Source organism: Novosphingobium sp. HII-3, from assembly GCF_002916655.1.
Lineage (GTDB): Bacteria > Pseudomonadota > Alphaproteobacteria > Sphingomonadales > Sphingomonadaceae > Novosphingobium > Novosphingobium panipatense.
Window position 1 is genome coordinate 248,829 of the sequence record NZ_PPSM01000014.1, and the last position, 24,185, is coordinate 273,013.

14 protein-coding genes and 1 pseudogene are annotated in these 24,185 nt (G+C 61.5%); 6 read left to right on the forward strand and 9 right to left on the reverse strand.

The features are described 5' to 3' along the window. Positions 1-104: 104 nt before the first annotated feature. The 3 genes from C2R25_RS05055 to C2R25_RS20155 form a co-directional block, all read right to left on the reverse strand. Positions 105-2,135 carry a Druantia anti-phage system protein DruA gene (locus C2R25_RS05055; RefSeq protein WP_233203771.1) on the reverse strand — a complete coding sequence of 677 codons (2,031 nt, stop codon included), beginning with the start codon at positions 2,133-2,135 and terminating at the stop codon, positions 105-107. A gap of 71 nt (positions 2,136-2,206) precedes the next feature. Then, positions 2,207-3,895, reverse strand: coding sequence for an ATP-binding protein (locus C2R25_RS05060; protein ID WP_233203772.1), 1,689 nt, complete (start codon positions 3,893-3,895; stop codon positions 2,207-2,209). Between the two features lies 1 nt (position 3,896). Beyond that, positions 3,897-4,088, reverse strand: coding sequence for a DUF736 family protein (locus tag C2R25_RS20155; protein ID WP_146049620.1), 192 nt, complete (start codon positions 4,086-4,088; stop codon positions 3,897-3,899). Between C2R25_RS20155 and C2R25_RS20160 the strand changes: the two genes are divergently transcribed. The 3 genes from C2R25_RS20160 to C2R25_RS05075 are packed head-to-tail and all read left to right on the forward strand — an operon-like array spanning position 4,087 to position 10,487. Beyond that, positions 4,087-4,422 carry a hypothetical protein gene (locus C2R25_RS20160; RefSeq protein ID WP_146049621.1) on the forward strand — a complete coding sequence of 112 codons (336 nt, stop codon included), beginning with the start codon at positions 4,087-4,089 and terminating at the stop codon, positions 4,420-4,422. The two genes, C2R25_RS20155 and C2R25_RS20160, sit on opposite strands and share 2 nt — an antisense overlap. 45 nt (positions 4,423-4,467) lie before the next feature. Further along, on the forward strand, positions 4,468-7,518 hold the full coding sequence (locus tag C2R25_RS05070; protein ID WP_146049622.1) for a hypothetical protein: 3,051 nt from the start codon (positions 4,468-4,470) through the stop codon (positions 7,516-7,518). Next, complete coding sequence (locus C2R25_RS05075; RefSeq protein WP_103728139.1) at positions 7,515-10,487, forward strand: SNF2-related protein; 2,973 nt, start codon at positions 7,515-7,517, stop codon at positions 10,485-10,487. The genes C2R25_RS05070 and C2R25_RS05075 overlap by 4 nt, the downstream gene beginning before the upstream one ends. Before the next feature lie 3 nt (positions 10,488-10,490). On the opposite strand, the gene C2R25_RS05080 is transcribed toward C2R25_RS05075, so the two are convergent. The 3 genes from C2R25_RS05080 to C2R25_RS05090 all read right to left on the reverse strand — a co-directional run bounded on the left by C2R25_RS05080 (position 10,491) and on the right by C2R25_RS05090 (position 19,512). Beyond that, the gene (locus C2R25_RS05080) at positions 10,491-11,240 is read right to left on the reverse strand and encodes a hypothetical protein (protein ID WP_146049623.1); all 750 of its coding nucleotides are present in this window, start codon (positions 11,238-11,240) and stop codon (positions 10,491-10,493) included. A 238-nt stretch (positions 11,241-11,478) separates the two neighbouring features. Continuing rightward, positions 11,479-13,218, reverse strand: a complete 1,740-nt coding sequence (locus tag C2R25_RS05085) for a nuclease-related domain-containing DEAD/DEAH box helicase (RefSeq protein ID WP_103728141.1) — start codon at positions 13,216-13,218, stop codon at positions 11,479-11,481. A gap of 3 nt (positions 13,219-13,221) precedes the next feature. Then, positions 13,222-19,512 (reverse strand): DEAD/DEAH box helicase, encoded by a 6,291-nt coding sequence (locus C2R25_RS05090; protein WP_103728142.1) that lies wholly within the window; start codon positions 19,510-19,512, stop codon positions 13,222-13,224. A 474-nt stretch (positions 19,513-19,986) separates the two neighbouring features. On the opposite strand from C2R25_RS05090, the gene dut reads away from it, so the two are divergent. Next, positions 19,987-20,556 (forward strand): dUTP diphosphatase, encoded by a 570-nt coding sequence (gene dut, locus C2R25_RS05095; RefSeq protein ID WP_103728143.1) that lies wholly within the window; start codon positions 19,987-19,989, stop codon positions 20,554-20,556. A gap of 368 nt (positions 20,557-20,924) precedes the next feature. Next, positions 20,925-21,185 (forward strand): annotated as a pseudogene (locus C2R25_RS05100) (dUTP diphosphatase); the annotation flags it as partial. 14 nt (positions 21,186-21,199) lie between these two features. On the opposite strand, the gene C2R25_RS05105 reads toward C2R25_RS05100, so the two are convergent. Together C2R25_RS05105 and C2R25_RS05110 are read right to left on the reverse strand one after the other, a co-directional pair. Beyond that, positions 21,200-21,394: a hypothetical protein gene (locus C2R25_RS05105; protein ID WP_103728144.1), complete on the reverse strand. Its 195-nt coding sequence runs from the start codon at positions 21,392-21,394 to the stop codon at positions 21,200-21,202. Between the two features lie 128 nt (positions 21,395-21,522). Then, complete coding sequence (locus C2R25_RS05110; RefSeq protein WP_103728586.1) at positions 21,523-22,197, reverse strand: DUF4136 domain-containing protein; 675 nt, start codon at positions 22,195-22,197, stop codon at positions 21,523-21,525. A gap of 215 nt (positions 22,198-22,412) precedes the next feature. On the opposite strand from C2R25_RS05110, the gene C2R25_RS05115 reads away from it, so the two are divergent. After that, positions 22,413-23,069 carry an MOSC domain-containing protein gene (locus tag C2R25_RS05115; RefSeq protein ID WP_103728145.1) on the forward strand — a complete coding sequence of 219 codons (657 nt, stop codon included), beginning with the start codon at positions 22,413-22,415 and terminating at the stop codon, positions 23,067-23,069. Positions 23,070-23,102: 33 nt separating this feature from the next. Here the strand turns inward: C2R25_RS05115 and trpS are convergent, their stop codons facing one another. Beyond that, positions 23,103-24,122 (reverse strand): tryptophan--tRNA ligase, encoded by a 1,020-nt coding sequence (gene trpS / locus C2R25_RS05120; protein WP_103728146.1) that lies wholly within the window; start codon positions 24,120-24,122, stop codon positions 23,103-23,105. Positions 24,123-24,185: the final 63 nt, after the last annotated feature.

The window sequence follows — 24,185 nt, forward strand, 5'->3', positions numbered from 1 at the left end:
AAGAAATGATTTGCACATTTGTGTCCAGCAAGAACGGATTTTGGATTACGATCAGGTTTATATTCATGGTTTACTGCATTCGATTTCCGGCATGGGTCGTGCGGTCAATCGTTATCGATAGGTAGCCGAAATTGTCCGTCCTGATCAGCATGGAGGCTGGCACGAACGCTCACTGGTCCCAGTCGTGCGAGCGCGGCTCGAGTTTCCTCACGTTGGACGCGTTTGACCAGCCAGCGCCGTCGCCATGCCGCAGCGATCACTGCGACGCCTGGCGCTGCACTATCCTCCTCGTCAAGGCCGAGTAATGCGTCACGTGCGTTGCCGACAAGTTCGCAACCGTAGAAAATCCGCGGGGTTGCATGGTGGAGAATGGCGTCGCTCTTGATCCCCAGAGCGTCCAATCCCTCACGAATTTGCCGTAGACGTGGACTCGTGCCTTCGCCAAATCGATTATTTACCCGTCGAGCGTCGTGGCGTGCAAATGCTATCGTTCTGAGCGCCTGGGCGGTTTCCTGCCCGAGATGCAGAGTGCCAAAGCCGCCGGTCAGGCTTTTGCCGATTGCCCCCCAACGAACATCGTGTTCAAGACCCTCATGTTCGGTCGCGCGCAGAACCAAGCGGTTATACTGGCTCGATCCGACGCCATAGAGGCTGGTGGTGGTGATCAGTTTTAGATTGGCGGATTTGATTATTGGCCGACCTGCCATCTGCGACGCAATGATGCTGATCTGGCCGCCATAGCGTCGGGCATATGCGTCGCGTACCTCTTGTGAAGCGAGGACAAGCGCGACCAGTTTGCCTGCTAGCAGTTCATTGTACGGATGGACCGCACCACAGATGCTGACATCGGCAACTTCACTGGAGAGGCCGGCCTTGCGGAATTCGGCTAGCACCGTGTCTAGAGCACGCTTACCGTCCCGAGTCTCAAACATCGTTTTGAGAGCCCGTGCAGGTGCCCGCCTTAACTTTACCGAATGAAATACGTGCTTGGCAAAAAGGAGCTTTGCGAGGCCCTCCGCGCGTTTGCGTACGAACAGAAGATCTTTAGAGGCTGCGAGCCAGTCAGCGCCGTCCGTCGAGGATTTCACACCCCCACGGTGCGGACGGATCTCATCTCCCTGCTCGCGCTCACTTTCGAAGTGCAACTTCAATTCGGCTTCGCGCTCAACTGCCGCACCCGCAGCGCGCTGCTCAAGCCGAAAAATGACAGCCTCGCTAGGTGACCGTATCTCGGCATCTGTAGCGAGATCGTCCCAGCGAATTTCGCTGATCGATGTCTGTACCCTCTTCCATAGCGCCGTGGCGAAGGCGGTCGCCGACCAACAGCCTTGTTCAAAAAGGTACTTAGCGCTGTCTGGGAGCCAGCCGATCCACTGATCGCGGGTGGTAAGGCGCATAACTGGACTGGCAAGCATCGCGATGCCCATGACCGGTCGGTTAGGCCGCGCAGCGTTGCGGATGAGAATCAGCATCTGCCGCCCTGGGATCGAGCGATATTCGTGCGCCCACGTGTGTCGGAAGTAGCGCCAAATATCGATGAGCGGCAACCCGGTATCGAAGCAGCGCCTGCCAGCTTCGCACACCTCGATCACCGGATCCACGAGCGCCGCCAACTCATTCTCTTGCACGTCCAGAGGCAAGTCGCTGATCGTTGCCAATTTGCGAGAGAGCGCTGCGCCATCATCGATCAAATCTAGGACCGATCCCTCAATGCCGTCGCGGATCCGCCTCTTCTCAGTGCGTTCGAGGAAATTGCGGACCGAGGGCTCGGCCAATTGACGGAGCCGCGCTGTCTGCATTGTTTGGCGGACGCGGGCCTTGATGTCATCTACCGTCTCGGTGGCACCGCGATGGAGGCCTGGTGGCTGAAACTCGAAGCCGCCATCATCACCGGTGCTGACTGACCAACCCTGCTCAAACAAATCTGCAAGGAGCAGGCAGATAGCGCGCAGCTTCAGGCTTTCGCCATCATCGACAAAACGTCGTGCTAGCGCGCGCAACTCATCGGCAAAACCGGGAACTGGCGTCCCAGTGAAGTCGATAACCTGTTGAAGCCGTTGATGTTCCTGCGGCGCCAGGAAGGGAGAAAAGGCCCGCGACCGCCCAGGTTCATTTAATTTGCTACTCGCGGACACCCGGCCTCCAGAATCAGATTGGGGCCGCATCGGCAGCCCCTGCTCCTTATCGCAAATTGTGCAGCGCGAGACTAGACCGCATCGCTCCAGGAAATCGGACCGACATCGATATCGTCGCTCTCGGTCAGATGCTGGGCCATCATCCCCAGCGCTTGCTCTAGTCGCCGTGACCACAACTCGACTTGGATCGCGCCACGCTCACCCTCACCAAAAAGCACGTCACCGAAGCTGAAAAGCAAGATTTCTAAGGCCGTCCGAACTTCCTGGGTTGATGTCGGCCCATCATAGATATCCTCGTAGAAGCGGTGCGCTGTGTTCAGGTGCAGTGTCCGGGCACCGCTCGCGCGATCGATCCGGAAAAAGGCCTGACCGGGCAGATTTTCAAAGCGCAAGCGGTATGGCGATGCCCGCAGACCAAGATCGAACTGTCGCTGATGACCATGAGCGAGTTCGGCAGTCCGGCCCATGGCTCTTTCGGACAGATTCTCTTCGCCCGGGCGGGGCGCGAGGGCCGCAAGGCGCCGGACAAGCTTCGCGTCCTTGACCTTACCGCGCAGTTGCTCGATCGCCTTCGGCAGGCCGGCTTGCTGGAGCAAGTCCCAGATACGGGGCGAGACCGTTACCTGCTGCTTCGATGTCGTCACGCCGAACATCTCGTCCAGGGTCGCAGAAAACTCGATTTCGACCTTGATGTAGCGATCGTTATTGATGAAGCTGGTCCAAGGCGTGCGCGTCTGGACATCGATCAAGCGGCCGTTGCGGCTGAAGATGATCCCGTGGAAATCCTTCAATATAGCGAAACGCGGGTTGGCATTGAGGCCAACCGCGTCGCGGGTCTTGTCGACCGACCCGAAACTCGGCGGCAGCCAGGCGTAGCGCAGCGTCATCGCGCCGCAGAAGGTACCATCGTCGGGATTACGCACTTCGACTCGGATCGGATCGAGTGCCACCGCCCGGTCATCATCATGACCGAAAAGGCGGAAGTCTGGGGTCAGGAACAAGGGATCGATCGGCTCGACGAAATCATTATCGACGAAGATCGCCGCCTCACGCCTCAGTTTGTGATAGGTAACGCCGAACTGGCGGCACAGATTTTCACGCAGACCTTGGGCGGTCGACCATTCCAGCCGGTCGAGTTTGTCGATCAGAATGACAGTCCCCGAGCGCCAGCCGGCCGGATGAGCCTGCGCGATCTGTTCGGCGACAAAGGGTGGGAGGGTGGCGGTCTTCGCCGGCGGTACAACGATATCGCCGTGCCCATCAGTGTAGGCGCCTTCGGCGAGCGCATCGAGGTCGAGTGTGACGCAATGCCATGCGCCGCCGAGCGTCGCGGAGAAGACGGTGAAGCGACGACCAAGGCTTACCGACGCGCATGGCAAGCCATAGCCATAGCGGCCAAGACCCCCGCGATCATTCTCGCGGTGCGTGCCACCCCACATGACTGCCATGCGGATCATGTCGGGCTCCATGCCGTGCCCATTATCGATCACTGCGACCTGTGTGGGCTTCTTGACCGACGTCGTACCATCATAGCCAAAGCTGACGTCGATGCGGTCAGCATAGGCCTGCAGCGCATTGTCGATTAATTCGGCAATCGCATCACCATTGCTACGATAGCCGAGATCCCGGATGCCTCGAACAAAGGCTTCCGGCACCATCAAGCCGAACTTGGACTTCTCGCGGCTTGCCGCAGCGTATGCCCGCTGGGCGGCGAGCACCGCACCGATGCCCCCCCCCCTCATACCATTGTCCTCGGCCATCTCAGGCAGCCACAGCCCAGACTGCCTGGAAGGCGCCGATGCGGCGGTGGAGTTGGAAGCGGCTCGGTGTTTGGTCGCCGAGTTGTTTTTCGATGGCGGCGATTCGGACGTTTGTCGCCTGGACGGTGAGGGTAACGATTTCTCCGGTATACGAGCCATCGCTGTTTTTAGTGAAAACGCCGATTTTAGCCATGTCAGTGCTTCCTAGTTTCACCGAACGACGCCCCGCAACACTTGCGATGCTCGCTCAGATAGATGGTGTCACCTATTTAGATGGTGGCAACTATCCCGTCAATAGATGGTGGCAACAAAACAGAGGCTCGACATTTTTTGTGGTGGCACGTACGCACGGTCATATGGGACGGCGGAGGATCAACGCCCCGGAAGGCGACAAACTGACAGCTCGATTTCGCGAGGGCACACTCGATCGTGTTCGCGCGGTGCTTGGCGAAAAAGAGAAGCTTTCGGATTTCATCCGTGAAGCAGTCGAAGATGCGGTAGACCGACGGGAGGGGCGTACCAAATGACTGAAAGATTTTGCTTCCTCAGTTTTTGCTTTCCCACTCGCTGACGTGTCGATCGTCGCTGAAGATGCTGGCATTGACGCAGAAATAGAGCGACTGCACGCGAGGCTAGCTGCGCATTTTATTGAATTGCGTGCGTCGAGATCTAATACGCCACTATATCTCTTTGAACATGACGTCGAAGGTGCTCATCTCGCGCAATTGATTGCGACGGTTCGCGCGAGCCTAGCACGCCACCGTATCGAGAGTGGCTGGTGGGGAAGGCAGCCACTACCCCTGTTGGTTGCCGCCACTGAAATTGGCTACGCCTATCTTGGCACCGGAACCGACTTCTGGCCGATATTCGCGGAGCAGTTAGGCGAAGCGAGCTTTGCCGATCGCGCAGCGCTTTCGAACCTGTTTCAGCGCTCGTCCGCCAAACTCGGTCTCGCACAGCCGCCTGATACCCCGTGGAACTTGGCCTTCTGTCACATTGCTTGGCCTGTGATGCACGCGATCCTGCCGATCGAACTGCATCGGCCGCTCGCCCGGACTTTGCGTGAAGTTCGTGCCCATCTTGACGTTTCGGGCAGCGACGCTGGCCTGATCGCGCCCATTCGCAACCGAGCGCAATTGACCGGTGGCGTCCGGCTGATCGCTTGGCTTGACGATCATTACACGGCCGCAGCCGTAATCCGGCGGTTCCTGCAGCCGAACGGCACCCATGGCATCGCTAGTTCAGCGTTGAACCGTATCGCCGCGGATCTCGCCTCTGACGAGAGTGCCAACACCGCGCTGCGTGAAGCGCGCAAGCGGCAAAAGGCGCTGGAGGCGCAGCCCAGGCAGCGGCCGCGCCGGCGCGCTGAGATAGAGCCGAAATTCGCGCCACTGATCCTTCGGACGGTCGAGCAGCGGCTCTCTTTCGCATTGAAGATACCCCAAATGCAGCAGGCAGCGCGCGACAGCGCGCGAAGCGCGCTCGACGCGATGCGGTGGCGCGCCTTCCTTTGGGGTGATGGCCGCCCAGTGCCGGGCCGGAATATCTTCAGTGATTTCCCGCTGCAGTTGCAAGTGGAGGCGCTGCCGGGCACCGACGTCCCGCTGATTGCCGATGTGGCTGACCTTCCGATTGCCCAGGAGGCCAAGGATTTTCTCGGGAGTCTGCGCGTCGCGACCGCCGCGCCGATCCTGTTCTCCGATTTCAGCGACGAGGGCGATGCTCTGCAACGCAGCGGCGCAGCGATCGCCGACAGTGGGCATTGTATCCTGTTGGCCGACCCCGCGCAGATTGCGCCGCCTAGCGCTGAACAACTTGGCCGCGTCGCGGGACTGCGTGGCTATAGACTGGATGCGGCCGACCCAGCCAACCAAGTCTGGCTCGCTGCGCTTGGGTTCGCAGTGCGCCAGACCACGCGCTTCTCGTGGATCGGCGATGTCGAGATCGAGCAGCATCGCCCGGTCCCGCGTTTTCATGTCGGCAACTTCATCGCGTTCGAATTGAACGCCCCATGTGGCAATTGCGAGGCCCGGTTGACCACCCCGGATGGCAAACAGTCTGCCCTGGCTGGCGTGGGCACGCTGATGGCTGGGTTCACAGCGTCCGATCTCGGCCTCTACCGCCTCCGCTACGGCGCCGGTGAGGAGCAACTATTCGAGGTGATCGCAGCCGAGGATGACCCCAACCTACTAACCGTCGACATCGATGCGGGCACAGCCTCCACCGCCGACCTCGCCGATCGTCAAATCACTCTGCGCTTCGACAGCGCTGCCCCGGTGCAGGAAGCCGAACTTGAACTGACGCTCTGCTGCGACGGCCGTGCAGTGAAGACCGTGCGGGAAATCCTACCCGACACGCCGTGTCGGCTCGGTGGCGATCACATCATTTGGGAGCGCCTTCTCGACACCGACACGGTCGAGCGATTGCTGAGCGCGCGCCGCGCCGAACTCTGTGTCATCGTGACTGGGCTGCTTGAAGCATCGTTCGCCTTTGAGCAGGTCACTGCGCCGTTTGCATGGTCCAAGCAAGCCGATGGGCAACTCGTCGCGAGCGATGAGAGCGGCGAGTTGTCGATCTTCGCGGCTCAGCCCCAGCAACCGCTCTTGCTGGCGGCGACAACCAATTCAACGACCGTTGACGATATAAGGCTGTTTCGTGCCGGCCATGATAGACCGTTGCAGGCGGGAGGCTATTGCGTCGGTCCGCGCATCTGGCGTGGGGGCGACGTCCCGCGGGCGCGCAAACCAGACCGTCTTGTGCGTCAGTTCGCAAGCGATCGCGACCAGGCCGCCGATGGTCGCGCTACAGTCGATGCGCTAATTGGTTGGTCAGCCGCTGCCGTTGATCATCCGGTCACCCAATTTCGGCGCGGCCAGATTGTGCGGCAACTCGAAGCCTGGGTGGTCCAGCAACTCTGCGGTGAGGCTTGGGAGGAGCAGGAAGCCGCGCTCGCCGAGCGCCGGGGTAGAAGTTTTGTCAGCGCGTTTCTCGCCGCCTGCGCTCGCTTGCAGGTCGGTTATTGCGACGTCCAGATGTCGCGGGCGCAGCGGGCGCTGCTCGACCGCATCTTGATTCGCCTGATCGACGCACGAGCGCTGCCGATCACGCTGGAAGCAAGCCGTGAACCGATCGAAGAAGAGCTTGGCATCGTGCTCGACGAGGTGTTTTACGACGCCTATGTCGCGCTCGCCGACGACATCGAATCGGTCGGCGATACGTGCCCCTTCAATCTCGATGAGGATGTCGACGTCGGAGAGGTCAGCGAAAATTGGGACAAGGCGCTGCGCGCGGCAGCAAGAGAGGCGGCGCTTATTGAAATGGTCGACTTGCTTCGACCGTTGGATGCTGGCGATACGTTGAGCCTAGCCGATTTCGAATCGATGTTACCCGACGATATCGTTGATCTGCTGTACGGCTGGATCATCAAGAACCGACCGGCCCACCATGCGCGGCAATGGAACCGCGATCTGGTCGAATCAGCATACTGGCTGTTCGTGCGGCCAGCCGTTGCGGCGCGACTGTCATGGAAAGCGGCGACTGAGCGCCTGCTTGCGGATAGCTTTTCCGCGCGGGCGATCCGCTATGCAGCGCTCCGCACTCGCACCTCGATGGGGGGCAAATGAGCGATTCCTATATCGATCTATGTCTTGGCGTTCAGGCGGTTCGCCGCAGGGTCGAGCGCGAAGTAGCGGGGCTTGGCGGCGCGACTGGCGTGGCCGCAGCGCCCTATCCCCACCAACTCGCCAATGTGCAGCGGATCTTGTCCGACAGCCGAATTCGTCATCTCATCGCCGATGAGGTCGGGCTCGGCAAAACCGTCCAGACACTGATGATCCTGAATGCGCTGCGCCTTCAGAACCCTCGACACCGGGCACTCATCCTCGTTCCCGACAATATCGCGCCCCAGTGGCTGCTCGAATGCCAGACGCGCGGCCATTTCACTCCGCTGGGCCGCGCGCCCGAGGAAGAGGAAAGCGGCGCTCACGTCAGATTGGCCTATTATGACCAACTGAACTCCATCACCGAAATCGATCCCAACGTCTATGATCTGCTCGTGGTCGATGAGTTGCAGCGGCTCCAGGCCAATGCGCGCCAGCGCATAACCGATGTCGCCGGCGACTTTCGTCAGTTACTGCTCCTCTCAGCGACGCCCAAGCTCGAAGACGCCGAGGCGTTCCGTCAGTTGCTCGCCATTCTCGAGCCTGAACGCATGGCAGTCGCAGCGCGAACCTCCGACACGCCCGAGGCGAGCCTGCGGGCGCGGGAAGCCGAGGCCGCCGCTCTAATGGGCGCTGGCGGTCCCGATGCTTGGACAGCCGTCGGCTTGATGACGCCACCCGACCGCGCCCAGGCGTCGACCGTCGCCATGACGCACAGCATCTTGCGACGGGTCACGCATACCAATCGCCGCGACTACCCCGACTTGCTACCCCAGCGCGTGCTCCACCGCATCGCGATCGAACCAACCTATGACGAAGTAGCGCGCCAGAAGCAGGTCTGGCAATTCATCGGACATGCTGGTCGTGGGGCTGCCGCGACCGACCTTGCGCGGCTCGGCCAGGTCGCGTTGCGTTCGCCGCGCGCCTTGAGCGAACGCATCAACATTTTGCGCGGCCGCGATCAGCGCGACCCGCAAGGCTTTCTGGCGGCGGCGGCCAAGCACTTGGAAACGGCCAACGGAGACAGCCGGATTGAGGCAACGATCGACCTGCTGGTCGATATTTGGAACGAGGATCCAGATGAGGCAGTGCTGATCGTCGCCGAGGATAATCCTACGGTCGATTATCTCGAGCGCATGATCCCGCAATTCTTGCCGACAATCGGCCCGCGCGGAAGGCGGCGCCCCTTGTCGCTCGCAGTCAACCGCAATCGCGATGCTTCGGCGACCGACGATTTGGTCGATCTGTTCGAGGAATATGACGACGGCATTGGCGGGTTCATCGATGGCGACGATCAGTTGCTGATCGCCGCGGACGTCGCGCAGGTCGGTCTAAATCTCCAGCACGCCCGCAAGCTCATTTTCTTTAGTATGCCGTGGTCGCCGGTCGCCGTCGAACAATGGATTGGCCGTCTCGATCGATTAGGCAGCGCCGCGCTGGCGGATCAGCCCGGCGAACGCACGATCGATATCTACGCGATTTATCAGCGCGGTCAGGTCGACGAGCGTGTCGTCTCGGTGCTCGACGATTTCGCCATCTTCAAACGCAGCATCCGTCTCGACGGCGATGAGATCAACGTGGTCGGCCAGCATATCGTCGATGCCGCGCTCACACCGCACACGGTCAACTGGCAGGCGCTATCCCAAGAGGCGCGCGACATCGCCAAAGACAATGGCGATGCGCTAGTCACGCCGCTCTCCAACGCGTTGCCATGGACGCCGGAACGCGCGCGCGCACTGGCAGATCATTTCGATCGGGCGGGCGCATTAGGGCCGCTGCTTGAACGCTCGACCGCACGGCGGGCCATCGTCCGGATCGAGACGGGGCTTCGTGGATGGATGCGGCTGATCGGGCGCGCCGACGGTCTCAGACTATGGAAAGGCGAGGATCCCGACGAGCCCGCCCGGACTTTCCGGATGTTGCATTATTATCGATCGCCCTATGCGACCGGTCCTGCCGAACCGCGCTTTCCGCTTCCTGGCCTCGATCCGCGTGACGGTCAGCGCTACGCCTATCTTGATAGCCGCCGGTCGCTTGAATCCCCACCAGTGCCGACGGTCTACCTTGATGAAAATTCGGCGACCCCGCTCAACTTCCTCGATCACGGCGACCCCGTCCATGACACCTTAGTCAATGAATGGGTCAAGATCGGCCAAAAGTGTCCGAGTTGTCTGCGGGTAAAGCTCCCAGACGGCCATGCCCTGGCCAGCGAAGAAGGTCGCGGCACCTATCTGGTTGCGGTTCTGAGTTGGGTACCGGGCGAGCGCTATTTCGACCAGTTCGATCGCGGTCATATTGTCCAACTCTTGCAGGACTCGCGAACGCGTCAGGAGCAGAAGCCCTTTTGGGACGCGATCCAATCGATAGAAGAGGCTCTACGGGCCGATCGGCGCTGGCTCAACAGCCAGTTCACGTCCCGCCTCGACGTGTTGGCCGCCAAGTTCGATCGTGGAACTTGGACGCTGGCCGCGCCCGACCATGCCGAGGCCCTGTTCACCCCATGGGACGTAAGCGCTCGCGGCGAAAAGATCGTGCTTGCGACGGGACAACGCGCGCCGGTCAGCCCCGACATCAAGGCCGCTCAAAGCGCAGGCAGCGCGCTGCTGCTGCAGGAACACGCTAAGCGGCACCAAGCATCGCTCGCTGAATGCCCTGACCTTCAGGAGCGTATCGCCAGCCGCCGCTATCTGATCATGTGCGAGGCGGAAGACCTGATAGCGACGCGACAAGCATTTCTCGATGATGCGACCGCCCAAGGCATGGAGACCAGTGAGCAGGGGTTCGCGCGGAGTCGTTTCAGAACCATCCGCAACGCGCGGGACATGGCGATCCTTGCCCGCGACGTTCGCCTTGCCCGGCTCGATGGCCTGATCGATGCCTTAACTGAGCCCCGCTTTGACGAGTATAAGTTCATGGTTATGACAATCGATTAGCGGTCAGAGAGCGGCTTCTCGCCATCGCGAAAACGCCGCATGGGCGCCATCATTGATGGTCCATGTCCAACGCTTGTCGCCTGGCCTCGCGATGAGGCGTAGCGCGCGAAGATATTGTGCCGGGATCGGGTACTGGAACGATAAGGTGCCAGACTTCCATTCTGATCTCTCTGGAGCGCCGAGCGCGGCCCCGCGCGCGAGCAACGCCCAGGTCCACTCATCCCAGTCGAACAGATCGAGCGATTGAACCTCGCTTCCTGACACGCCAATCAGGATCGGATGCCATTCGTTATGGTTGCGCCCCGGCCGCACGCCACACCAGATTCCGTCAGGTGCGTTGACTTTCCATCTGCCAGATACGGTCGGCTGATTGTGCTGACCGAAATAGCCATCATGTGCCCCCGGCGGATCGACCACGGCGCGCATTTGGGCTGCGTCGAGCGGCAGGCCATCATGGCGCAGTGAAGAGGTCAGTGTCGCCCAGAAATCCCCGAGTACGCCATCGCCGCTGCCTCTTGTTCGACGGGCAAGATGGCGGCGATAGCCAGACGCCCCCATGAACGACACAAAGTCTTCAGCACTGGCATAGCCCGCAAGCGCCGTGGACCGGCGCACGTATCCATCCATAATGCCGGCCACCGGCGTCTCCCCATCGGCCTTGCCAAGGAAGGCATAGTCTTCGGGCGCGACGGCGATCCAGCGCGGTCTGGACAAAACCAGGCTCGCCTTTCCGCTCAGACGTACCGGCGTCACATCTCCGACGTCGATGAGGGCGTCGACTACATCTCCGACGCGCGCACGTACCAGATGCTCGGCGAAGCCGGCCGCGATGAATTGCCGATGCAGATAGGCCGTGACCCGTGCCCGCGCTGGCGACCGCCATGCCCTCACGCAGGCTCGGGCAGCGTCGGCGACCGAGCCGACGGATGGGCTGCCATCGGGATCGCTCGAGAACCGCAGCCTTGAACGCAGTGTATCGGGTGTCAGCGTTTCAAGCATCGCTGCGGCTAGCGACCTCTGCTTGTTCGAGCACGCCGCGAATGCGCTCATCATGCGTGATCAGGATGAGCACATGGCGGGCGCGGCTGCAGGCGACATATAGGTCTGCAGCGGTGAAGCCGGGACTTAGTGCGGCCAGGTCATAGGCAATGACGACATCCGCCTCGAGCCCCTTGAACGAGCGCGCGGTGGAGCAGAGCACGCCTTTCCCGGCGCGCCAGTCGGCGGCGGACGTAACGATACGCGTGTCGGCGACGTCATTCATGCCCTTCAAACTGCCTCGATCCTTGGCGGCCGGGCCGATCAGCACGATCTGTCCCGGCGTGAGTTTCTCGGTGTCGAGTAGGCGACGAAGCTCGTTCGCGACAAGCCCGGCCTGCTGGGTCGGCGCTGCGGCGCGGAGCATTCGCACATCGATCCCGGTTGGAGCGCCCGCGGGCGATAGCGTCTCGAGGGCGGCCAAGTTGGCGCTCATGCGGGCGATGCGCTTGGTGTTGCGGCAATTGACGTTGAGAGAGAACCGCGCGGGAAAATCGAAGGGCGGCGGGCTGGCCTGCTCGCGCAGCGACTGGGCGAGGTCCATAAAAACGAAGATCAGCCCCTCGTCGCCGTTCTGGATCAGCGGAAACAGCGCGTACCACCAGAGTTCCGCGAAATCCTGAGCTTCATCGACGACGAGCGCGCCGTAGCGCGGTTCATCCATTGCGAACAGGCTGGCACTCGCCGCCTCAAGGATTGTCGCAGCGTCTTCATCCCAGAACTGGCGCTGCTCGGCAGAACTTGCAGGGATATCGAATGGCAGGCCGGCCTCCTTCGCCAATTCCGCCGCCAGCGCATGGAAGTGATAGACATCAATCAAGTTGGCGATCTCAGCCCGATCGGGATCGGCCGCGAGTTGCTCACGGACCCATTGCGCCAGTTCCCTATTGTAGCAGACCAGCAGGCATCGGATCCCTTGGCGCGCGAATGCGAGCGCTCGTTCGACGGCTAGCAAGGTCTTGCCCGAGCCGGCGACTCCTTCGATGAGCAATTGCGGGTTGGAGAATAGGCCGCGAAAGGCGAGTGCCTGATTATCGGTCAGTTCGAGCAGCTTTTCGCGGCCAGCCTCGATCTGCGGCAACAGCGGACGCATGATCTGGAACTTCGGTAACAGCACGTCGAGCATCTCAATGAACTCAGACCGCTGCAACTTCCCGACCTTCTGCGGGAAGGCATTGAATGCCTTCTCGATCATCCGCTCGAGTTCCGGCATGCGATCAACATCTATAAGGATCTGATCGGCCACATCGAGTGGAAGCGTGCCGGTGGCTCGGCCGTGCGGAAAGACCACAGCGTAGCCATAGACATAGCGGTTCGACTTGAGCCGACCCCCGGTCCGCTCTTCAACAGCATTGGTGAGCGCGTGCATGTTGCGGCGCGCCTGATCGAATGGATTGGTGATTGGCTTGTCGCGATTGGGCAGTTTGCGAAACCATTGCTGACCGCGCGCGAACATCTCCTCGCCGCCCTTCACCTCGAGCACAAGCAACCCATAATCCGGGTGGAAGATGACGAAGTCTGCCTCGCCCTCGCGCAGCGGCGCATCGATGTAGTCGCGATTGGGGCGCAGCCAGGGCAGTGAATGGACGACGCGATAGACGTCCGGCAACTGATCGCGAAGCGCGATATACACATCGCGCTCTGACCCATGGATGATTTGGTCGGGCGCGACGTCGGGTATCATGATCGCCATGCTTCAGGCTCCCAACACTTTATGAAAGGCGCCAAGAAGTTCGACCGCATCCACATTGATCTGTTCGGCGCGGGCGGTTGGACGCAGTGAGCCATAAACGATACGATATCGCTCCATGCCGCTGTCTTTCATGCTGGTGCCCACGCGTCCAAAGGTAACTGCGCTTGACGATGCCTGAAAAGATTTTCCATCGGTCCGCCGGACGAGCATCGGCATTTTGTCGGGCACGCGCGCTCGCGAGAACAGATGCCAGGTGCCGCGCGTAAATGGTCGCGCTTCGCCAAGCTTGGTGTTCTCCATCGTTTCCACGTCGAGTTGGACGATGAAGCTGCCCTCTGGCGCTCCCGGGATATTGGCAAATTCGGCGGTGACCGGCAATTCCGCCCCCGACCCGGCCAGCGCGGCAAGCGACCTATAGACAGGCACGCCGGTCTCGCTCCACGCGAATGGTGGATCGTCCTCGATCGACGTGGACGACGCATCAAGCGCCTGGATAATGGCCGCCGGCAAGGCGCGGTCCACCAATAGCTGGTCAAGATAGCGATCCGATGCGCTGCTACCACGAGCGTGAGCGCGTTTCGATCCGGGCTTCTCGCGGATCAGCGGATGGCTTATTATGAGGCTACGATTGCCGTAGTCGGGTAAAAGCAGTTCACCAGGTTGGGGCCTTTCGATCGTTTCCCCCTTGTCCTTGAGATCGGTTGCCAGCAGATCGAGCAAACGATCTTCGACCTCGGTTGGCACCCATGGCCGCTCGCCATAAAGAACGTGGCGCAAGAAGGTCGCACCGAGATGTCGATCAAGATCGGCATGATCCCAGCGGTTCTTGTGCGAGCGCAGACAATTGTAGCAGGAGGATGAGCAGGTGCAGCCTTCGAGCAGGTCCAGCGCGAGTTGGAGGAGGGCGGCAGGATCGCGGGCGGCTGCACGGACGAACCCGGCGCCGCCGGGCGCCGTGTCGTAGAGAAATACCTCCACCTCGCTGCCGCGCGCGCCACCTTCATTGAGGGCTGCCCGGTGACCACCGCCAATGTCGGCGGCATCGACGTCAAGCAAGCCAGCGGCGGCAATGCTCAGCGCCTCGGCGATCGTGGTGAGCACGATGCGTCCCGCGGTCGATCCGGCTGGCACATGAAGTTCGGGCGCCAGCTTGAACGAAAATAGCGCGATATCGGTCAGGAATTCGTGACCGAGCACCAAAGCACGGCCGCGCCCATCGCAAAACTCGGGTTGCTTGCGATGATCGGGATATGGCCGTGGATGCGGTTTGCTACTCGCCAACTTGCCCTCGGACCAACTCGTCGGCTCGGTACGGCCGCAGGCGGGACAATAGAGGAATCCGGTCTCGGCCGCACCGGGCTTACGCACGCCAAGGTTGGTCACCATCAGCGTCTGCTTGGACGCCCAGGCGGCGAAGCCGCTGCCATCGGGTCGGTCGAGCTTGCCGAGTTCATGCTGCTGCTCGAACTGTGGCGCGCTAAGCTTCGCCCGCGTCGGACGGGTCGGCAGCGGATTTTCGTCGCCCGCTAACTCGAACGCTTCGTCATGCGGATGCGCGAATCCGACCGGAACCACCCAGCGCTCGGCTGGCCCCATGCCCGCCTTCTTCTTGCAGGCAGGGCAGTCCTCGGTGTCGCCGCGCCGGTGCGTATCGTCGATGTCCTCGAGTTTGGCGTAGCCGCACTTCCCGCACTCGTAATAGAGCCGCTGGGCGCGATAGGCATTGATCCGATCTTTCTGGAAACCGGAGTAGATCGCCATCGACCGAAACTTGCGGCCATCGACCCACACTTCGCGCCCCGGCGCATATTGGCTGAGCGCCTGGGTCAGGCCCGCCTGCGGAGAATAGGCGATCTCGGCGCGATAGGCGGTGCTCGACGGATCGAACACCGTGAACGACACCACGTCGGTCGGAAAGGCGTAGCGTGGTAGAACAGCTTTGGTGAACAGCCGATCGAGCAGGTTCTGCGGCTTGAGCGGCGCTTCCGGATTGACCTCGCCGGTCTCGTGGGCCTCTTCGGCGGGCATTTCGTCCGCCGGGGTATCGAACATGTCGGCATCGCCACCATAATCCTCGATGCCAAAGTCGAACGCCGGACCTTCCTCGGCGGTGATCACCGGGTCGGCCGCCACCAAATCCACTTCCCCAGTGCCAGCGCCAACGGTTTCGAGCGACACAAGCAACTTCTGGGGTACGTTTGCGAAAAAAGCATCGGGATCGCCTTCGATCGCGGACGATGGAATCACGTCGCGCAAGGCGGAATCGATCAGCGCGGTATTGGACGCGAGCCAGACCTTGAGGCCGGCGAATGTAAATCCCTTGGGGTCTGGATCACGGAACTCGGCCAGTTTGCCCAGCGACTCGAAGATATTGGATGCCTGGGCATCGCCATCGGTAGGCGGCGTTTCAATCCGCTCTTGCTGAAACAGGGATAGGATTAGCGCGAATGCGTGGCGCTGGACGATCTCACGATTGTCAAGGTTGAGCACCGGGTCGGGGACCGGTCCGCCAACCATGGTCTGGGGATCGGCGAAGAAGCGCTGATCATGGCTGTCCGAACCAGCGAAGGTCAGGACGGTGGAAAGCGATGAGCCTCGGCGACCGGCGCGACCCGCGCGTTGCTGATAGTTGGCGCGACCCGGCGGCACGTTGCGCAGCGCGACCGCCGTGAGGCTACCGATGTCGATGCCGACCTCCATCGTGGTCGTGCAGCTAAGCACATCGACCGCGCCGGCGCGCTCACCGCGTGGGCCGGGCACATCGAGATCTTGGAAGCGCAGTTCGTACCATTCGGCGCGCGAGAAAGCCTGGTCCTGACCCGCATCGTTGAGTTGGGCGGTGTGTTCCTCAGCGACGAACGGATAAGGCACATAGCCTTGATCGCCTTCGGCCTCGAGCCGCTCGACCAGTTTGCGGTAGAGATATTTGCGAGTGCGGAAGACCGTGTCCTGTCTCGGATCGAGCGGATCAGTATCCTTCCCGCATTTCACGCACATCGCGCCCATCAACAGGTTGACCGGCTGCGCTAGTGTGCAGTGCCCGCACCGGCGCCAGTCGACCTCGCTCTCGGGTCGCAGCCGGACCTTCGCAGCGTTGATGAAAAAGCCCTTGGCATTGTGGTTCTGTGCGAACGTCGTCGTCAGAAAGTCGATCCAACTCGCATCAGGCTTGGCGTTCGCGCCGAACTGCGCTCGGTGCCATCGGCCCGTCAGCAATTTCTCCAGCAACGCAGTGTGGCGACCGCTGCTGCGCTTGAGGGCCGGCCCGTCAGTCGAATCGATCCATTCGCTCGGCGTTCCCTCGACGAGAACGGAGCCCGCGGCGAGCGACTGGGTCAGCCAGAGGTCGAGCAGTGCCTGACGCTTATCATCGTCGGTCCCTGTGCCGACCGGCGGGACGGGTAGCGCGCCCATTCGACGCTTCTGATTGTCGGTCAGCATCGCCTCGGGGGCAGCCAGCGCCAGCGGCAGCAAGCCCGTGTGGCGATTGGCGAGAACCCGCGCCAGCGGCGCCCGGACCGATTTCACATGGGTCTTATTCAGAGTGTCGGCCAGATCACGGAATTCGGCGTAATCGCCCTCGTCGCGGATAAATCCGTGGACTTTGCGCAGGTCGCGGGCAAACTCCTCATGTTCGGCCCCAGGCAGGCGGAAGTTCACGTCAAACTTGGCACATGCATAAAGGATGGCGGGGTAGGCATAGCCGAGCGGAACCGGCTGGCCGAACCGCTCTTCCAGCATGCGCAGTCCCGCCAGAAGCAGCGGGCGAATGCTATCCTGCAGCGAGAAATTCTTGAGTTTGCCCGACAGCCGTGATGCCGCCTGCCGCCCGTCAGAGAAGATCAGCGATTTGCGCCCCTTGAGCGGTGAGGTCGCTTCAACCCGCGCAGGCTGGTCGAGCAACTGAACGCTGATCAGTTCCTGGAATGGCTCATCCCCCTTGGTTTGGTGATCCATGATCTGCGAGCCATTGGCCTCGCAATGGGGGCATTTCTCGAAATGACCCGGCTCGACATCTTTCTTGGGGCGCGGGAGCCAGATTTCGCGAGCGTCGGGAGATTTCGACCCGACGCGACCGGTGAGCGGATCGAGAAAGCTGCTAGTGCAATATTTGTCGGCGTCGAAACCGGGATCTTCGAGCAAAATCTGGACCGGACGGACGACGCCGTCCACATCGTCGATATCGCCGATGTCCTCTGCCCACAGAAAGTCGGGCTGGCTCGGGTTCAGTGCGAAGGCGTTAAAATAGGCGACGCCACAGTCGCGACAGGTATGGATCTCGAACACGCGCGCGCGACACCCACATTCGCGCGTGGACTGAGCGTACAGCATCCCCGTTGGGCCAGGCCCGATACCGCTCGGTACGACCACGCACGCCTCGTCCGCACAGCCCCATAGGCCGGGCAGGCCACGGAACAGGGCATGGACGCGTGCGGCGAGCAACGGCTGCCCGTCGGGCTCGGCTTTGGCGTAGGATGCGAGTTCGAGCAGCGCATCGGTCGCCGCCGAGCGCACCGCATCGGAAATATCACCGTCGAACAGTAGGTCGCCCATGGCATCCAGCGCGATTGGCGCCTGAGGCTCTTCGGTTGCTGGATCGCTCGAAGTCGTCGCTCCACCCGTAAGATTCACCAGGCGGCCGATTACAGGAAGTTCCTCCAGAGCGGCATGGATCGCCCGCTGTAGTCCATCGCGGACAACCAGCGTCTGCCCGTCGGCGATGCTGATGTCGGGTCGATCCGCCGACCTTCCGACATGGATACCGTCTGCGCCTGCTACTTCCGTTAGCGCGAGATAGGCATTGCTGGTCTGCGCGGAGCCGTGAGGGCTGATCGACAGGGTTTCACTTATGGTCTTGAGTGATGCATCGACGCCAACCAATGTCACTTCGACCGCTTTCGGTGTCGATGATGCCACCATCAGCCGATCTGCCGAAAGCGCGTCACGCCGGAAGGTAAGCAGTGGCGCCAAGGCGGCAATGCGCTGGACGGGATCGACATCCTTCAATTGTTCGGTTCGGCAGGCTGCGAGCGCAGTGGCAAGCGGTGCGTTGCCGCTCGCGGAGGGCTGGCGCGCATGTTTCTTTCCACGCAGCACCTCAATCATATCCTCATCGCGGCCGACCAGGCCGCCGATGAACGTCTTTGCTGCTTCGCCATCCGAGAAAGATGCGCTGGTCGCGATGACCTGCATCCGATCTGGGGTGAGGCCGAGTCGATTACGCAGGCGGCGGATCAGCAGTGCGACCTCGGTGCCACTTGCGCCGCGGTAGAGATGTGCTTCGTCTAGCACGAAAAGAAGCCGCTCGTCCGGATTGGCCTCGAAGAATGCCCGCGTCCGCTCGAATATCGAGCGCTCGATCGGCCGCAGCAGCATATACTCGAGCATGGAGTAGTTGGTGATCAACAGGTCGGGCGCTTGATCTTGCACCTCATGCCGCAGCAGCAACTCGGGATCCTCGACGCGCTCGATGGCGCGTTGGAATTTCTGATCTGGCCCGATCCAACGCTTCCCACTGCCGAGCCATTTGGTCATGCCGTTCTCACCATCGGCATCGGCTGGCTTGGCAGGCCAGCGGCCCAGGGATCGCAATTGGTCAATCTGCGCAGCGACCGTTTCGTCGGTCTGAGCATCGCGTTCGAGGTCCCGATAGAAGTTCAGGCTTTTCAAGCGCCGCTTGTTTCGGTCCTCTGTCCGTTGGCCAGGATAGAGTGATCGGCCTGTGTATCGCGCGAACTTGGCAGGGCGCCCCGCCTGCTCTGTGAACCACTCTCGAACAGACGACGCGCCGAGCAAGCGACGCAACCGGCCTAGTTGGTCGTTTACGAGCGCGTTCATCGGATAGAGGATGATTGATCGAACTGCGCGCTCCGCAAACTGCTCTGGCCGTGTGGCCGCCTCATTCGCGAGTTTCATGAGGATCGGAAGGAGGAATGTTTCCGTCTTTCCCGAACCGGTGCCAGTGGTAGCCAGTAGGCAGCGGCCTGCACTATCGGCGATGATTTCTAGCGCATCGGATTGATGCGGGTAGGGCGGGTTGAAGACCAGGCGGCCGCCAGCTTCGGAGCCAAGATGGGTCAGAAAGTCGCGCGCTACTTGCGGGATTGCGAGGTCTGCGAACTTCCGATCGCCCTGATAGATGGGCGTACTTTCAATATAGGCGCGTTGGGAGATCGTTCCGGGCTGGTCGAGGATCAATCGCCGCAGATCGACGAGATTTGGGTTGGAGATATGATAAGTCGCTTCGATGTACGCACTTAGAGCACGATGCAAATTCGACAGTTCGCTGAACATTCCGCCCCCAAAAACAGACAACTCTAGCCTGCCGCTAAGTAATGGCCATAACAAGAGAATTCATGCAAGCATGACCCCGCTTCCGCCCCCATCCGGGCGCGCATCAGCAGGGGATGGGCTCCAAGCCGTTGGAATGCTCATCAGCGCTTGAGCGTCTGCAGTCGTTCGCAATTTTGGGTGGCAATGACCTCGTCAGCGGAACGTCGGCATCGTTCTTCGGATCGCCATTGTCTGCTCTGCTTATTTGTACCGAGTCCGCGATAATGGTTGTTGAGGCCGAGTATGCCTGAACTGATGCGGTGAAGGGAGGCATCCACGTTGGAAAGTTCCGTCATCGAGAACCCATCATGCGGCGGCCTATGCCGACCGCGAAGACGCCCCTGAACCCGGTATACGGTCAGCTCAAAATCTGCTTGCCAATGGTGCTGCGATTAGATGACCGCATCAGTTCAGATCGTCCTTCTGCTATGATGAATGGGCGATGTGTTCGTGCCCCCCCTTTATAGCTGTTTGAGGTTGGGCTACCCTCAAAGCCTGATCGGTTCTGGCAGAAAATCTCGTGAAGGAAATGAGTTGAGCATCCCCGAATTTGAGTTACGTGTCCTTGATGAGCGAATCCAGGAATGGGGCCTTCCCTCGTTTCAGACGGACATGTCGGCGGGCATCGATATGTACGCCTGCCTTGATGCACCTTTAGAACTCCGTCCCCAAGCCGATGCCGTACTGATCCCGACAGGCGTTGCGATATTGATGAACAACCCTAATGTCGTTGCGTTCCTGTTGGCGAGATCGGGGCTTGGCCACAAAAAAGGGGTTATTCTCGGTCAATCTGTCGGCACCATCGACGCTGACTATGCGAATCAGATTTTTATCAGCACATGGTTACGCACGCCCCCCGGTAGCGACCCGGTGATAATCAATCCTGGCGATCGTATCGCACAACTGGTCTTCCTGCCGATCCTTCGGCCCACTTTTCGTGTCGTAGAGAATTTCTCTGCGACCACCTCCCGCGGGATGGGCGGGTTTGGCTCAACCGGCGTTTGAGATGGTAGTTCCAGCAGTTCGTTTCCAAGCGCATACGGCGTTCGCCGGCGTCAAAGCAGACGGAAGTGAATTGAAAGGAACTGAAGGAAAGCATTGAAGTGACAATCGCAACTTCTAGACGGCAATCGGGCATGCGGCGCGCAAGTAGCGGAAGACCTGGCTTCAGCCCGGTCAGCCGCCCCTCGCAATCCGCCCGTAGGGGCTTCTTTACTGAGGCACCTGTGCGGGGCGAGCGGGTCACCGCCTTCGGCGGTTACGATCGGTTGACTTCGAAAATAAATTTCGAAGTCAACCGATCGTCCAGAATGGGCGTCGGTCTTACCAACAACCCTCGCGAATCGGGGGACGGGTTCACCCAAAGAAAATGGGTGAACCCTAAAACACCCCTATTCCATCTAGGGTTCACCCAAACCGGTGACCTGAAGGCCGATTACCGCGGCGAGTTGAAGGTCATCCTGATCAACCATGGGGCGGAAGCCTTCGACATCCGTCGCGGCGACCGGGTTGCCCAACTCGTGCTCGCGCCCGTGACGCGGGCGTCGTGGGTGGAGGTCGACGAGCTTGACACCACCATGCGCGGCGAAGGCGGCTTCGGCTCCACGGGGGGCGTGGCCGCGCTCGGCAACTGAGCCGGCGTGGCGGGTCAGGAATGCCTGTCGGCGTCCTGCGAACGGATCCGCATGCGGCGGTTCCTGCGCCAGCGCAGGCCGTACCAGCCCGCGCCGCCCAGGCCGCACAGCATCATCGCGCCCTTCGCCAGCGTTTCGAAAGCAGCGCTGAGGGCGCCGATCGTGACGCCCCAGAAAAGCTGCGAGAGGATGGCCATGAAATTGTGCATCGTGAGTCCACCGTGGCTGCCTGGAAGCGATCCGGCAACACAGAAAGGACGGGCCCGCACTGTTTCAGCGGACCCGCCCCTCGGTGTCTCCCACTCTTTGCAGGGGGGAGCCTGTCAGAATACAAGCGTCACTTATTCTCGGGCGCGACTGTAATGCGCACGGTCTCCCCGGAGTTCCCAGGGAAGTTCGTGAACATCGCCTCGATGAGATTGGGAACGAGATACTGCAGGCGATTGGATGTGGACACGGCTTCTGCCTTGCCTTCGAACAGCCGCTGGCCGTCGACCGCGCGATCGATCTTCAGGCCGATGCCGCTGGTGTAGATGGTGTAGGACTGGATGCTGTTGTCGAAGAACGGATCATACCAGCCGTAGCGCCAGGGGCCACCCCAGCTGCCACCCCAGCCACCCCAGCTGCGTCCGTAGAAGCCGCCGTAACCCCACGGGCCCCACGGTCCGGCCGGCCCGATGTTGGTGCTACGCACCCGCTCGCGACCGTTGTCGACGCCGTAGTCGAAGCGGACGATGAGCGTCGCCTGGGCAGGATCGTCGACGGCGGTGTAGCCGAGCTTCACCATGCGATCGCGCACCAGCGAAGCGTACTGGTTGAACTCCAGTCCACCCGACAGCTTGGGATCGTCGGCGACGACCGCGAAGCTCTGGCCGGTCGGCGCCGGAAGCTGCGTCGTGAAACGGGAAACGTCGGCCTTGAAGGGCGTTGCGCAAGCGGCAAGCGCCAGCAGCAGCAGCGCGGCGGCGGCCATCCTCAGCCTGCCGAGCTGCGATCCGGAATGATACGTCATCATTTTTGCTCCACCAAGGCGAAGAGCGCTGACGCCCCACTCCGGCGCGGCCTTCGTTTTTGAAACCATCTTTTCGTCTATCAACAGCCCTGAACAGCGGTTGAACAGACGCAAGCGCGCGACGGACCGTTCTGCCGCGTCCTCGCGAACATCCACCGCCCGGGCGGGCAACACGGGTTGATCGCCTGCAGGTCATGTAGGTAGGAAGCTGCCCGATGACGAGTCCGTTCCCAATATTATCCGTGCTTTGCGGAAAGGTTGCCCCGTTTCGCGGCGACGGGCAGCCCAGCGCGATAGCCAAGTCTCCCGCCGTCGGGCACGTCGCGGTGGGCCGGCTTGGGCTGGAAGGCGACGAGCAGGCCGATAGCGCCGTTCACGGCGGACCGGACAAGGCGATTCATCACTACCCGCACGATCATTACGGCTTTTGGGCCGAGACGATCGGACAGCATCCGCTGCTGGCAAACTTTGGAGCCTTCGGAGAGAATATCGCCACGCTCGGCCTCACCGAAGGGGAAGTCTGCATCGGCGATCGCTGGCGGCTCGGCACCGCACTGGTGGAGGTGAGCCAGGGTCGCCAGCCCTGCTGGAAGCTCGATCATCGCTTTGATGGCGCGCGGGTGAATGCGGGCGTCGTGCGATCGCGGCGCGCTGGCTGGTACTATCGCGTTCTGGAAGAGGGCTCTGTCGGAGCAGGCGACCATCTCGCGCTCGTCGAGCGGCCGTACCCGGGATGGAGCGTGCTGCGCGTGTTCGGGCTGCTGATCGCCGGGGAGCACAGGCATGACCGGCCCGGGCTCGAGGCGCTTGGCTCCGTTGTCGCCCTGGCCGAGCCGTGGATGCGGCGCCGGGAGAAACTGCTCGCCGGCTGACGCGGGTGCCGGCCGCACCCGCGCCGCCTGTGATCAGCCGCGAACGAGGCCCAGCGCCTCGTAGGTCTTGTCAAGCGTCGGCACCGCCAGCGCGCGCGCCTTTTCGGCACCCTTGCGCAGGATCGCATCGAGCCCGGCCTTGTCTTCCCGCAGTTGCAGGAAACGGGCGTTGATGGGCGCAAGCGTCTCAACCAGCAATTCGCCCAGTGCCGGCTTGAACTTGCCGAAGCCTTCGCCCCCAAACTCCGCCAGCACCGCGTCGACGGTGGTGCCGGCCATGACCGCGTAGATCGCGACGAGGTTCCGGGCCTCGGCGCGTCCTTCCAGGCCGGCGGCCTCAGCTGGCAGCGGCTCGGGATCGGTCTTGGCCTTCTTGACCTTCTGCATGATGGTGTCGGCGCTGTCCGTCATGTTGATGCGGCTCATGTCGGAGGGGTCGGACTTGCTCATCTTCGAGGAGCCGTCGCGCAGGGACATGATGCGGGCCGCTTCGGGCGGAATGAACGCATCGGGCAGCGTGAACAGCGGCGCGTCCTCGGGGCAGAAGTCGTTGTTGAACTTCTGCGCGATGTCGCGGGCAAGCTCCAGGTGCTGCTTCTGATCCTCGCCCACCGGAACGTGCGTGGCCTGGTAAAGGAGGACGTCGGCAGCCTGAAGCACGGGGTAGGTAAAGAGCGCAACGCTGGCGCCTTCGCGGTTCTTGCCGGCCTTGTCCTTCCACTGGGTCATGCGGTTCAGCCAGCCCATGCGCGCGGTGCCGTTCAGCAGCCACTGCAACTCGGCGTGCTGCGGAACCTGCGCCTGGTTGAACAGGATCGAACGATCCGGGTCGATGCCGCAGGCGACCAGCGCCGCCACCATCTCGCGGGTGTTGGCCGCGAGCTCCGCGGGCGTGTGCGGCATCGAGATCGCGTGAAGATCGGCAAGGAAGTAGAGGCACTGCCCGCCGCTTGCGGTGACCTCGTCCTGCATCTTCACCCAGTTGCGGATCGCGCCCAGGTAGTTGCCGAGGTGCAGGTTGCCGGTGGGCTGGATGCCGGAGACGATACGCATGGTCGCGTCCTTAGTCAGTTGTCAGGGGTTTTGAGAAAGGCGCCGTGGGGCGCGATGCAAAGG

What these genes read in the sequence shown, in the direction of transcription:
- C2R25_RS05060 (WP_233203772.1), bottom strand. Translation starts at nt 3,895, where the DNA reads ATGGCCGAGGACAATGGTATGAGGGGGGGGGGCATCGGTGCGGTGCTC.
- C2R25_RS20160 (WP_146049621.1), top strand. Translation starts at nt 4,087, where the DNA reads ATGTCAGTGCTTCCTAGTTTCACCGAACGACGCCCCGCAACACTTGCG.
- C2R25_RS20155 (WP_146049620.1), bottom strand. Translation starts at nt 4,088, where the DNA reads ATGGCTAAAATCGGCGTTTTCACTAAAAACAGCGATGGCTCGTATACC.
- C2R25_RS05075 (WP_103728139.1), top strand. Translation starts at nt 7,515, where the DNA reads ATGAGCGATTCCTATATCGATCTATGTCTTGGCGTTCAGGCGGTTCGC.
- C2R25_RS05085 (WP_103728141.1), bottom strand. Translation starts at nt 13,218, where the DNA reads ATGGCGATCATGATACCCGACGTCGCGCCCGACCAAATCATCCATGGG.
- C2R25_RS05090 (WP_103728142.1), bottom strand. Translation starts at nt 19,512, where the DNA reads ATGTTCAGCGAACTGTCGAATTTGCATCGTGCTCTAAGTGCGTACATC.
- dut (WP_103728143.1), top strand. Translation starts at nt 19,987, where the DNA reads ATGGGCGATGTGTTCGTGCCCCCCCTTTATAGCTGTTTGAGGTTGGGC.
- C2R25_RS05105 (WP_103728144.1), bottom strand. Translation starts at nt 21,394, where the DNA reads ATGCACAATTTCATGGCCATCCTCTCGCAGCTTTTCTGGGGCGTCACG.
- C2R25_RS05110 (WP_103728586.1), bottom strand. Translation starts at nt 22,197, where the DNA reads ATGACGTATCATTCCGGATCGCAGCTCGGCAGGCTGAGGATGGCCGCC.
- C2R25_RS05115 (WP_103728145.1), top strand. Translation starts at nt 22,413, where the DNA reads ATGACGAGTCCGTTCCCAATATTATCCGTGCTTTGCGGAAAGGTTGCC.
- trpS (WP_103728146.1), bottom strand. Translation starts at nt 24,122, where the DNA reads ATGCGTATCGTCTCCGGCATCCAGCCCACCGGCAACCTGCACCTCGGC.